Origin of the sequence: Mycolicibacterium thermoresistibile, assembly GCF_900187065.1 — a bacterium.
Lineage (GTDB): Bacteria > Actinomycetota > Actinomycetes > Mycobacteriales > Mycobacteriaceae > Mycobacterium > Mycobacterium thermoresistibile.
Map to the genome: position 1 here is coordinate 3010934 of NZ_LT906483.1, position 12180 is coordinate 3023113.

Here is a 12180-nt window from a genome sequence, read left to right on the forward strand (position 1 = left end):
CAGCCTTACCTGAATACACGATTGGATGTATTGTCGCGGTATGCGCACGATGTGGCCGGCGACGGCCCTGGTCCTCTTCACAGTGTTCGCGCTGCTGGGATTCGGTTGGCGCAGTTGGGTCCAATACCGCCGCACCGGTTCGACCGGTTTCCGGGGACTCAGCGGTCGGTTCGGTTCCGCGGAGTGGTTCGCCGGTGTGGGCTTTGTCGCGGCACTGGCGACGGCGGTGCTGGCGCCGATGCTGCAAGAGGTCGGTGTGGTGACGCCGCTGACCGACGCCGGGTGGCTGCACGGAGTCGGGGTCGTACTGGCTGTGGCCGGTATCGCGGCGACGGTCTATGCCCAGATCGATATGGGCGAGTCGTGGCGGATCGGTGTCGATCAGACCGAAACGACGACACTGGTTCGCGGCGGGGTCTTCGGCCTGGTGCGCAACCCGATCTTCACCGCGATGCTGATCTTCGGCTCGGGCGTCGCTCTGGTGACGCCCAATGTCATCGCCGTCCTCGGATTCGCACTGCTGCTCGGCTCCATCCAACTGCAGGTTCGGGTGGTCGAGGAGCCCTATCTGGCAGCGGTGCACGGCGCCGAATACCGCGAATACCTCGCCGAGGTGGGCAGATTCGTCCCTCGCGTGGGCCGAAGACGCACCGACAGCGGGGGGTGACCCCTCACCGCTGGGGGATGTCGCGTTCGATCTCGGCCAGCCAGGTGCGCGCCGACATATCCGACGGGGCCCGCCAATCGCCCCGCGGGGACAGCGAACCGCCGGCACTCACCTTCGGTCCGTTGGGCATCGCGGACCGCTTGAACTGGCTGAACGAGTAGAACCGCTGCGCGAACACCTGCAGCCAGTGCCGGATGTCCTCCAAGGAGTACTCGGGGCGTTTGTCCTCCGGATAGCCGGCCGGCCACTCCCCCCGGCTCGCGTCACTCCAGGCGTGCCAGGCCAAGAACGCCACCTTCGACGGCCGGAACCCGTACCGCAGCACCTGGAACAGGGTGAAGTCCTGCAGCACATAAGGACCGATCTTCGCCTCGGTGCTCTGGATCTCCTCGTCCTCGCCGGTCGGGACGAGTTCGGGGCTGATCTCGGTGTCCAGCACCGCCTGCAGCACCTCGTTCACGCTGTCGTCGAACTGTCCCGTCGAGATGACCCACCGGATCAGATGCTGGATCAGCGTTTTCGGCACCCCGGCGTTGACGTTGTAGTGCGACATCTGATCGCCCACCCCGTAGGTCGACCAGCCCAACGCCAGCTCGGAGAGATCACCGGTGCCCAACACGATTCCGCCGCGCTGACTGGCCAGCCGGAACAGATAGTCGGTCCGCAGGCCGGCCTGCACGTTCTCGAAGGTGACGTCGTAGACCTGCTCGCCCTTGGCGAACGGATGACCGATGTTGGTCAGCATCAACTCGGCGGTCGAGGAGATGTCGATGGTCTCGAACGTCACGCCGAGTGCCTCGGCGAGCCGGATCGCATTGCGTTTGGTGCGTTCTCCGGTCGCGAAGCCGGGCAGGGTGAACGCGAGGATGTCGCTGCGCGGCCGGCCCTCCCGGTCCATCGCCTTGGCGGCGACGATCAGCGCATGGGTGGAATCCAGGCCCCCGGAGACGCCGAGCACCACCTTCGGATAGTTCAGTGCCCGCAACCGCTGTTCCAGACCCGCAACCTGGATGTTGTAGGCCTCGTAGCAGTCCTGTTCCAGCCGAGCCGGATCCGAGGGGACGAACGGGAACCGCTGCACATCGCGACGCAGACCGATGTCTTCGGTGGGCGGATCCAGCACGAACTCGACCCGGCGGAAGAGCGTCTCGTCGATGCCGTGATGCCGCCGGTTGTCGTCGAAGGTGCCCATCCGGATCCGCTCATTGCGCAGCAACTCCAGATCCACGTCGGCCACCGAGCGGCGCTCCCCCTGCGGGAACCGCTCCGACTGGGCCAGGCAGACACCGTTCTCCCACACCATGGTCTGGCCGTCCCAGGCCAGATCGGTGGTCGACTCACCCGCCCCGGCCGCGGCATACACGTAAGCGGCCAGACACCGCGACGACGCCGACCGGGCCAGCAGGCTCCGGTCCTCGGCCCGCCCGATGGTGATCGGGCTGCCGGACAGGTTCGCCAGCACCGTCGCACCCGCCAACGCGGCTTCGGCACTCGGCGGCACCGGAACGAACATGTCCTCACAGATCTCCACATGCAGGACGAACCCGGGCATATCGGCGGCGGCGAACAACAGGTTCGGCCCGAACGGCACCTCCTGATCACCGATCCGGATCTCCCCCCGTTCGGTGTCGCCGGCTGCGATCTGGCGGCTCTCGTAGAACTCGCGGTAGGTGGGCAGGTACGACTTCGGCACGACCCCCAGCACCCGGCCGCGGTGGATCACCACCGCGGTGTTGTAGATGCGGTGCCGGTATCGCAACGGCGCACCGACGACCAGCACCGGCATCAGCTGCGTGGACCGGTCGATGACGTCGAGCAACGCCTCCTCCACCGCGTCCAGCAGCGCGTCCTGCATGACGATGTCCTCGATCGAATACCCGGTCAGGGTGAGCTCGGGGAACACCGCCAGCGCCGCGCTGTCCTCGTGGCAGTCGCGCGCCAACCGCAGCACCGCCTCGGCGTTGACGGCCGGATCGGCCAGCACCGTGTGATGGGTGCACGCGGCGACCCGGACGAAGCCGTGACGGTATGCCGAGTAGAAGTTCATGCCTCATTGTTGCCCGGAACCTCCGCTGGGTATGCAGACGACATGAGTGACACCGCCGTGGTCGTGGTCGACATGTTCAACACCTACGACCATGAGGACGCCGAACTGCTGACCCCGAACGTGGAATCGATCCTCGATCCGCTGGCCAAGCTCATCGCCGAGGCCCGCCACCGCGACGACGTCGACCTGATCTATGTCAACGACAATCACGGTGACTTCACCGCCGAGTTCAGCGATGTCGTACGCACGGCGCTGGACGGCGCCCGCCCCGATCTGGTCCGCCCGATCGTGCCAGATGACGGTTGCCGGGCCCTGTTGAAGGTGCGGCACAGCGTGTTCTACGCCACCGCGCTGGAGTACCTGCTGACCCGGTTGTCGGCCAGACGGGTCATCCTCACCGGTCAGGTCACCGAGCAGTGCATTCTCTACAGCGCACTGGACGCCTATGTGCGCCACTTCGAGGTCGTCGTCCCGCCCGACGCGGTGGCCCACATCGACGCCGGTCTGGGCGAGGCGGCGCTGCAGATGATGGCCCGGAACATGAGCGCGGAGCTGCCGCCCTCGGCTGACTGCCTGCCCTGACCCGGCCGCGGGCAGATCCACCTAGGCTGGAGCGCGTGGATGCCCCCGAACTGATCGCCGCGCTGCGGGGCCGTCGCCTCGCGGTGCTCACCGGCGCCGGCATCTCCACCGATTCGGGCATCCCCGACTACCGCGGTCCGGACTCGCCGCCGAGCAACCCGATGACGATCCAGCAGTTCACCTCCGACCCGGCGTTCCGGCAGCGATACTGGGCGCGCAACCACATCGGCTGGCGGCACATGGATCAGACGCTGCCCAACGCCGGGCACCGGGCGTTGGCGGCGCTGGAGGCGGCGGGGGTGGTGACGGGGCTGATCACCCAGAACGTGGACCGGCTGCACACCAAGGCCGGCAGCCGCACCGTGATCGAACTACATGGCAGCTATGACCGGGTGATCTGCCTGGACTGCCGCCACACCATGTCCCGCGCCGCGCTGGCCGAGCTGCTGGAGGCGGCCAATCCGGGTTTCCTCGAGCGCCCCGAAGCGGTGGGCGGCATCGCGGTGGCCCCGGACGCCGATGCGGTGGTGGCCGAGACCGGCTCGTTCCGGGTCATCGACTGTCCCCGCTGCGCCGGAATGCTCAAACCCGACATCGTCTACTTCGGTGAGAACGTGCCGAAACAACGGGTGCTGAAGGCACTCTGCATGGTCGATCAAGCGGACGCGCTGTTGGTGGCCGGGTCGTCGTTGACGGTGTTCTCCGGTTTCCGGTTCGTCAGACACGCCGCCTCGCTCGGGTTGCCGATCGCGATCATCAACCGCGGCCCGACCCGCGGCGACGAGCTGGCCACGGTCAAGGTGGACGCCGGATGCAGTGAGATGCTGGCGCTGCTGAGTTGCGAATTGGGCGTGCTCACGACCGCTGAGCGATCGTAACCACGCCGAAATCGCTAGACAGCGACCAGATCGTCGGCGTGGACGGCCGGCCGGCGCATGTCCGGCGGTAGCTCCGAGGTGGACCGGCCGGTCATCTTCGCCAGTTCGGTGGCGTCGTAGGCCACCACCCCGCGCGCGACCATGGTGGAATCCGGGCCGCGCAGCTCCACCACGTCACCGCCGTAGAACCGGCCGGACAGCGCCGTGATACCGGCCGGCAACAGCGAACGGCGGTGGCGCACAACCGCATTCACTGCACCCTCGTCGAGGGTCAGGGATCCGGCGGCCTCCGCGGCGTAACGCACCCAGAACTTGCGCGCCGACATCCGCTCCGGGCGGGCCGCGAACACGGTGCCCACCGACGCGTCGGTCAGCGCGGTGGCGGCATCGCCGGCCGCGGCCAGCAGCACCGGCACGCCGGCATCGGACGCCAGCAGCGCCGACGACAGCTTCGACGCCATACCACCGGTGCCCAGACGACTGCCCTCGCCGGCGATCACGCCCTCGAGGTCCTCCGGGCCGGTGACCTCCGCAATGAACCGGGCATCGGATTTGCGCGGATCGGTGGTGTAGAGCCCGTCGATGTCACTGAGCAGGATCAGGGCATCGGCCCCCACCAGGTGCGCGACCAGCGCCGACAGCCGATCGTTGTCGCCGAACCGGATCTCGTTGGTGGCCACGGTGTCGTTCTCGTTGACGATGGGCACCGCGTGCAGTGTCCGCAGCCGGTCCAGGGTGCGCTGGGCGTTGGTGTGCTGCACCCGCATCGAGATGTCGTGTGCGGTCAGCAGCACCTGCCCGACGGTGCGGTCGTAGCGGGCGAACGCCTTGCTCCACGAGTTGATCAGCGCCACCTGGCCGACGCTGGCCGCGGCCTGTTTGGTGGCCAGTTCGGTGGGCCGCTTGGTCAGGCCGAGCGGTTCGATACCAGCGGCGATGGCACCCGACGACACGATGACCACATCGGACCCGGCCCGCATGCGGCGCTCGATCGCATCGGCCAGGGTGGCCAGCCGGGAATCGTCGAACATCCCCGACGGGGTGGTCAGCGCCGTGGTGCCGATCTTGATCACCACCCGCCGGGCGGTACGGATCGCGTCGCGGTGCCGGCTCATGGCTCACCACCCGGTTCCCGACGGGCACGACGGGCGGCCTTGCGCTCCGCAGCGGTCACCCGCTCACTCTGCTCGAGCCGCGCGTCGGTGCCCCGGCCGGACAGCGGCACGTCATCGACCCCGGCCGGTGTCTGCGGTTCCCACTCGAACGTCATGTCACCGATGGTGACCTCACAACCGGGCTCCGCACCCAACTGCAGCAGCTCCTCCTCGACACCGAGCCGGGCCAGCCGGTCCGCCAGATAGCCGACCGCCTCGTCGTTGTTGAAATCCGTTTGGGTAACCCATCTTTCGGGCCTCACCCCACGGACGACGAACCCGCCCTCCCCGTCAGGATGGACGGTGAATCCGGTCTCATCCACCGGCACGGGCCGGATCACCGGCCGCCGCGGCGCCACCTCCGGTTGCGATGCGCGGTACTGCTTCATCATCTCCCACAACGCGAACACCAAGGGCCGCAAGCCCTCCCGGGTGGCCGTCGACACCAGGAACACCGGCCAGCCGAACCGCTGCACGATCTCGTCGCGGACGAATTCGGCCAGTTCCCGGGCCTCGGGAACGTCGATCTTGTTGAGCACCACCGCACGGGGCCGTTCGGTGAGATCATCCAGCTCCGAATCACCCTGCAATGTCGGCGTGTACGCGGCGAGCTCGTTCTCCAACGTCTCGATGTCCGACACCGGGTCCCGCCCGAGCTCCAGGGTCGCGCAGTCCACCACGTGCACCAACACCGCACAACGCTCGATGTGCCGCAGGAAATCCAGCCCCAGCCCCCGTCCCTCCGACGCCCCCGGGATCAGACCGGGCACATCGGCGACGGTGAAGGTCTCGTCGCCGGCGGACACCACACCGAGGTTGGGGGTCAGTGTGGTGAACGGGTAGTCGGCGATCTTCGGTTTGGCCGCCGAGATCGTCGACACCAGTGACGACTTCCCTGCGGACGGATAGCCGATCAGGCCGACGTCCGCGACGGTCTTGAGTTCCAGAACCAGATCGCGGGCCTGGCCGGGTTCACCGAGCAGCGCGAACCCGGGGGCCTTACGGGCGCGGGACGCCAGCGCGGCGTTACCGAGTCCACCGCGCCCACCCTCGGCGGCGACGAATCGGGTGCCGGCGCCGGTCAGGTCCGCCAGCAGGTTGCCGTGCTCATCGAGGACCACGGTGCCGTCGGGCACCTTCACCTCGAGGTCGGCGCCGGCGGCGCCGTCCCGGTTGCTGCCCTGCCCCGGCTTGCCCGAGGGGGCGACCACGTGGGGATGGAAGTGGAAGTCGAGCAGGGTGTGCACCTGCGGATCGACCACCAGGATCACACTGCCGCCGCGGCCACCGTTGCCGCCATCGGGCCCGCCGAGCGGTTTGAACTTCTCGCGGTGCACGGAGGCGCAGCCATGCCCGCCGTTGCCCGCGCGCACATGGATGACTACGCGGTCAACGAACCGAGGCATCTGAACTTCACTCCTTACGAACGTAACGCTACGGCGACCTCAGGCTTCGCGGGCCGCCGTGGCGTTACCTCGCGAAGCTCAGGCCTCCGGTCGGCTGGCTGGTACGACGCTGACGACTTTGCGTCCGCGCTTGCTGGCGAACTCGACCGCACCGGGAGCGGTGGCGAACAGGGTGTCGTCACCGCCGCGGCCGACGTTCAGGCCGGGGTGGAAGCGGGTGCCGCGCTGCCGCACCAGGATCTCGCCGGCCTTGACGATCTGGCCGCCGAACCGCTTGACGCCGAGTCGCTTGGCGGCTGAATCCCGGCCGTTGCGTGAGCTGGAAGCGCCCTTCTTGGTTGCCATGTCTGTCGCCTCCTACTTGATCCCGGTGACCTTCAGTACGGTCAGCTGCTGCCGGTGGCCCTGCCGCTTGTGGTACCTGGTCTTGTTCTTGAACTTGTGGATGCGGATCTTCGGGCCCTTGATGTGCTCGAGCACCTCGCCGGTGACGGCGACCTTCTCCAGCTCCTTGGCATCGCTGGTCACCTTGGCTCCGTCGACCACCAGCGCGACCGGCAGCGACACCGCGGAACCGGGTTCGGAATCGAGCTTCTCCACCTTGACCACGTCTCCGACGGCGACCTTGTACTGTTTGCCGCCGGTCTTGACGATTGCGTACGTGGCCTTCTCGGCTGCCATCACGTCCTCTATCTCGTGTCTGCTGCTATGCACGCGCCACCGCGGGGCGTGCGGGTCGGTCTGGGTGCGGATCCGCGGGTTACGGCAGGACCCACCGTCGCTCAGGTCTCCAGGCCCCGGCGACAACTGCTCAAGGGTACGTGAGCAGCAACGAAGCGGTCAAACCGGCACCGGGTCCGTCGGCGGTCCGTCAGCTCTGCACCGGCGGGCCCGCGGGTCGGACCGCGGCCCGGCGCCGCGGCCGCCGCGTCACGGTCGGCGCCGCATAGCGCCCCGCGGCGCGGTCGTCCCCCGAATCCTCGTCGTCGGCGTCGGCGTCCGAGTCGGAGTCGGCGTCGGCGTCGGCGTCGTAGGGGTCTTCGTAGGAATCGACATCCTCATCGGCCTCCTCGTCATCGGGGTCGCCGTTGAGCACTTCGATGTCGTCGTCGAGGTCCTCGTCGAGGTCGACGTCGATCTCCCCGTCCTCGAGATCCTCATCGTCATCCTCATCGTCGAGGTCCCCGTTCTCGAGGTCCCCGTCTTCCAGATCCTCGTCTTCATCCTCGTCGTCGAGGTACTCGTCCTCGAGGTCCCCGTTCGCCAGATCCTCGTCGTCCAGATCCCCGGCGGAAGCCTGGGCGTCTCCCGACACCGCGGTCCGGACTCTCTCGGCCCGGGTGGCCGCGGCGGCTTCGGTCTCGACTCCGTCCGGAGTCGCCTCCTCGACGCCGTCCTGAGCCCCCACCTTGGCACGGTCCTCCGCGGCGACCTTTTCCTTGACCTTCGCCGCGACCTTCGCCGCGTCCTTGCCGCCGTCTCCGGTCTCCTCGGTGTCGTCCTTGGCTTCCGAGTCGGCACGTTCACTGGCCGCGGCCATCGCCTTGAACAACGGATGCTCGCCGGGCGGATGCGGTGGCACCTTGACCACCTGCACATCGTCGGAGCGGCTGCGCTTACTGCGTTTGCTGCGCCGCGACCCGGAGTCGGACCGGCGGCTGGGCTGCGCGGAGTCCACCGGATCGGTGTGCAGCACGATGCCCCGCCCGTTGCAGTGCGTACACGTGGTGGAGAACGCCTCCAGCAGCCCGGTGCCCAGACGTTTGCGGGTGAGCTGGACCAGCCCCAGGGAGGTCACCTCGGAGACCTGGTGGCGGGTGCGGTCCCGGGCCAGCGCCTCGGTCAGCCGCCGCAGCACCAGATCCCGGTTGGACTCCAGCACCATGTCGATGAAGTCGATCACCACGATGCCGCCGATGTCCCGCAGCCGCAGCTGCCGCACGATCTCCTCGGCGGCCTCGAGGTTGTTGCGGGTGACGGTCTGTTCCAGGTTGCCGCCCGATCCGGTGAACTTCCCGGTGTTGACGTCGATGACCGTCATCGCCTCGGTGCGGTCGATCACCAGCGTGCCGCCCGACGGCAGCCACACCTTGCGGTCCATGGCCTTCGCCAGCTGCTCGTCGATGCGGTGCACCGCAAACACGTCCGGGCCGTCTTCGCTGGCCGGTTCGTACTTCGTCAACCGCGGCATCAGATCCGGCGCGACCGTGCTCACGTACTCGTTGATGGTGTTCCAGGCGTGGTCGCCGGAGACAATCAACCGGGAGAAGTCCTCGTTGAACAGATCGCGGATGACCTTGACCAGCACGTCGGGCTCTTCGTAGAGCGCGACCGCCTGACCGGCCTTCTTCTCGGTGAGCTCGGCGGCCTTGGCCTCGATCTGCGTCCAGCGCTCCTGCAGCCGGTTCACATCGGCGCGGATGTCCTCTTCTTTGACGCCCTCGGACGCGGTGCGGATGATGACGCCGGCGTCGGGGGGCACCACTTCACGCAGGATCTCTTTCAGCCGTTGCCGCTCGGTGTCCGGCAGCTTGCGGCTGATGCCGGTCGACGTCGCGCCCGGCACATAGACCAGGTACCGGCCCGCCAGCGACAGCTGAGTGGTGAGGCGGGCGCCCTTGTGCCCGACCGGATCCTTGCTGACCTGGACGACCACATAGTCGCCGGGTTTGAGGGCCTGCTCGATCTTGCGGTTCTGGCCACCGAGTCCGGCGGCCTCCCAGTTCACCTCGCCGGCGTAGAGCACCCCGTTACGGCCGCGGCCGATGTCGACGAACGCCGCCTCCATCGACGGCAACACGTTCTGCACGATGCCGAGATAGATGTTGCCGACCAGCGACGCCGAGGCCGACGAGGTGACGAAGTGCTCGACCACCACGCCGTCTTCGAGCACGGCGATCTGGGTGTAGCGGGCGCCCTGATGGGGTGGTTCGGTGCGGACCTTGTCCCGCACCACCATCACGCGTTCGACCGCTTCGCGGCGGGCCAGGAACTCGGCCTCGCTCAGGATCGGCGGGCGGCGCCGGCCCGCGTCGCGACCGTCGCGACGGCGCTGCCGCTTGGCTTCCAACCGGGTCGACCCGGTGATGCCCTGAATCTCGGAGTGGGCCTGGTCCCGTTCCTCCTTCTCGGTGCGGGGGACCCGTTCGTGGACGACGGTGTTCGGCGGATCGTCCGGCGACACCCCGTTGTCGGTGTCGTCCCCGGAACCGGACTTCCGCCGACGCCGGCGGCGACGACGTCGAGTCGTGCCCTCGGTGGTGGTGGACTCATCGTCACCGCTGTCGTCCGACCCGTCGTCGGACTCGTCGCTCTGGTCGGCGTCGCGCTGGTCGGCGGCCGTGGCGGCCACCTCCTCGGTGTCGCCGCCGCCGGGACCGGTGGAATCGCCGTCGGCGTCGTCACCACTCTGTTCCCCGCGTCCACGGCCCCGGCCCCGCCGGCCACGCCGGCGCCGGCGCGCCGTGGGGCGCCCACCCTGGTCGTCGTCCCCGTCCGGACCGGTGTCGGCCCGGTCATCGCCCCGGTCGTCATCGAGGTCGTCGAAGCCGTCGTCCTCGTCGTCGATGTCGATCTGGATCGGCTTCGGGGCGACGAACAACGGCAGGTAGTCCGGACGGTCGTCATCCTGCGGTGCCGCTGTCTGGGCCGTCGTATGGGCCGTTGTCTGGGCCTGGAAGGTCTCGGGGGCCTCGGGCGCGGCGGCCTCGACCCCGCCGCTGACCGGGCCGTCGGTCACCTCGGTGGGGGTCACCTCAACGGACGCTGCCGCATCCTCTGCGGGTGGGTCGTCCACGGTCACTGCCGGGGGAACCGGCTCCACCGCCGAATCGGGTGGGTCGACCTGCGGCTCGATCGGGGCCGCGATCGGATCGACGGACGTGGGTTCGGGCTTCTGGGGACCGGTCTCCTCCGGGCCGGCGTCCTCCGGGCCGGCGTCCTCCGGGCCGGGATTCCCCTGGCCGGCGCTTTCCGTACTGCTGTCCTCGGGGCTGCTGTCCTCGGGGCCGGCGGCCAGCACCTCGCGCACCCGGTCCGCCTCCTCCGGCCCCACGGTGGAGTGCGCACTGCGCACCCGGCCGTCGAACCGGCTCAGCACATCAAGCACCTGCCTGCTGGTGGTGCCGAGCGCCCTGGCCAGCGAATGGACCCTCAGCCGCTCCGGTTGGGGCTGCCCAGCACTGAGAACAGGGTTCCCAGCGGGCGGTGATGCTGTGGATAGGCTTTCGGTCGAGGCTTGAGTTTCGTCACTGTCGGCCACGTATTCTCCTCAAGCCCCCGGGCGCGTCGCAACGACGCGGCCACGCGAGGGCTTCCGCTATTGGCCCGGGGCACGCAACGCCCAGGCTTGTGATGGTCTCGCGCCAAGCGATTCACAGAACCCTCCCAGCGCCTTTTCGTACGAATGATGGCTGGACGGTCGGCGCCGCACCGGGTAGGTGGTCGCACACGTCTAAGTCTTCATTCGGGTGGCCGCACCGGGTCGGGAACGGTCACCCGCGTTCAGTATCCCACATCACCGTCCGCCTACCCACGAGGCGGCGGACGGCGGGCGGACGGTTGTCAGCGACCGGGGAACCAGAGTTCGATCTCGCGGGCGGCCGACTCGGGCGAATCCGAGCCGTGCACCAGGTTGAACTGGGTCTCCAGACCGAAATCCCCGCGGATGGTGCCGGGCGTCGCCTTCTCGACCGGATCGGTCCCGCCGGCGAGTTGCCGGAACGCCGCGATCGCCCGCGGCCCCTCCACGATGGCGGCCACCACCGGTCCCGACGTGATGAACTCCAGCAGGGAGTCGAAGAACGGCTTCCCGTCGTGCTCGGCGTAGTGGCGACGAGCCAGCTCGTCACTGACGGTCCGCAGCTCCAGCGCCGCGATGGTCAGACCTTTGCGTTCGATTCGGCTGAGGATTTCGCCCACCAGGCGCCGTTGCACACCGTCCGGTTTGATCAAGACGAGGGTTCGCTCAGTCACGGCGCTCAGCGTACCGGTCACTCCTCGCCGGCCTGTTGCCCAGGGAGCTCTCCGCGCGCCTCCCGGCGTTTGACCTCGGCGCGCAAGTAGGCGATGAACAGCCACACGGCCAGGAACAACACCCCCACGAAGCCGATCGCGCCGTGCACCAGCACGCCCGCGATGACCACGAACTGCATCGCGATGTTCACCCAGAGCGCCCACGGGCGGCCCTGCACACCGGCCAACGCCACCAGCGCCAGGGTCAGCGCGACGACGAAGCCGCCGCCGGTCGCGGTGAAGCCGTTTTGAGCCTGCACCACCACCGGCAGGGCGAGCACCATCACGATCGCCTCGAGCAGCAGTGTTCCGGCCATCACCCCGCGGAAGCTGCGCCACGGATCCGGGCGGCGCGCAGGTTGTTCACTCATAGGCTACCTTTTCGGGCTTTTCGGGCTCTTCGGCTTTTCGGGCTATTTCGGGTCGTCGTCGG

The 12180-nt window shown here is 68.4% G+C and carries 11 protein-coding genes; 3 read left to right on the forward strand and 8 right to left on the reverse strand.

Annotated elements, in window-relative coordinates:
• Positions 1-40: 40 nt before the first annotated feature.
• On the forward strand, positions 41-667 hold the full coding sequence (locus tag CKW28_RS14150; RefSeq protein ID WP_003926907.1) for a methyltransferase family protein: 627 nt from the start codon (positions 41-43) through the stop codon (positions 665-667).
• Between the two features lie 4 nt (positions 668-671).
• Here the strand turns inward: CKW28_RS14150 and CKW28_RS14155 are convergent, their stop codons facing one another.
• Positions 672-2714 (reverse strand): NAD(+) synthase, encoded by a 2043-nt coding sequence (locus tag CKW28_RS14155; protein ID WP_003926908.1) that lies wholly within the window; start codon positions 2712-2714, stop codon positions 672-674.
• A 42-nt stretch (positions 2715-2756) separates the two neighbouring features.
• On the opposite strand from CKW28_RS14155, the gene CKW28_RS14160 reads away from it, so the two are divergent.
• Complete coding sequence (locus tag CKW28_RS14160; RefSeq protein ID WP_003926909.1) at positions 2757-3296, forward strand: cysteine hydrolase family protein; 540 nt, start codon at positions 2757-2759, stop codon at positions 3294-3296.
• 35 nt (positions 3297-3331) lie between these two features.
• Positions 3332-4174: an NAD-dependent protein deacetylase gene (locus tag CKW28_RS14165; protein WP_003926910.1), complete on the forward strand. Its 843-nt coding sequence runs from the start codon at positions 3332-3334 to the stop codon at positions 4172-4174.
• 14 nt (positions 4175-4188) lie between these two features.
• Here CKW28_RS14165 and proB read toward each other — a convergent pair whose 3' ends face one another.
• From proB to CKW28_RS14200, 7 genes are all read right to left on the reverse strand, one after another.
• Positions 4189-5289 (reverse strand): glutamate 5-kinase, encoded by a 1101-nt coding sequence (gene proB / locus CKW28_RS14170; RefSeq protein WP_003926911.1) that lies wholly within the window; start codon positions 5287-5289, stop codon positions 4189-4191.
• The gene (obgE, locus tag CKW28_RS14175; protein ID WP_040547338.1) at positions 5286-6734 is read right to left on the reverse strand and encodes a GTPase ObgE; all 1449 of its coding nucleotides are present in this window, start codon (positions 6732-6734) and stop codon (positions 5286-5288) included. Before obgE ends, proB begins: the two co-directional genes overlap by 4 nt.
• Before the next feature lie 78 nt (positions 6735-6812).
• Positions 6813-7079 (reverse strand): 50S ribosomal protein L27, encoded by a 267-nt coding sequence (gene rpmA / locus CKW28_RS14180; RefSeq protein WP_003926913.1) that lies wholly within the window; start codon positions 7077-7079, stop codon positions 6813-6815.
• 12 nt (positions 7080-7091) lie between these two features.
• Entirely contained in the window at positions 7092-7415 is a 324-nt protein-coding gene (rplU, locus tag CKW28_RS14185; protein ID WP_003926914.1) for a 50S ribosomal protein L21, read from the reverse strand.
• A gap of 190 nt (positions 7416-7605) precedes the next feature.
• Complete coding sequence (locus CKW28_RS14190) at positions 7606-10833, reverse strand: Rne/Rng family ribonuclease (RefSeq protein WP_003926915.1); 3228 nt, start codon at positions 10831-10833, stop codon at positions 7606-7608.
• A 464-nt stretch (positions 10834-11297) separates the two neighbouring features.
• The gene (ndk, locus tag CKW28_RS14195; RefSeq protein ID WP_003926916.1) at positions 11298-11708 is read right to left on the reverse strand and encodes a nucleoside-diphosphate kinase; all 411 of its coding nucleotides are present in this window, start codon (positions 11706-11708) and stop codon (positions 11298-11300) included.
• A gap of 17 nt (positions 11709-11725) precedes the next feature.
• The gene (locus CKW28_RS14200) at positions 11726-12118 is read right to left on the reverse strand and encodes a DUF4233 domain-containing protein (protein ID WP_003926917.1); all 393 of its coding nucleotides are present in this window, start codon (positions 12116-12118) and stop codon (positions 11726-11728) included.
• Positions 12119-12180: the final 62 nt, after the last annotated feature.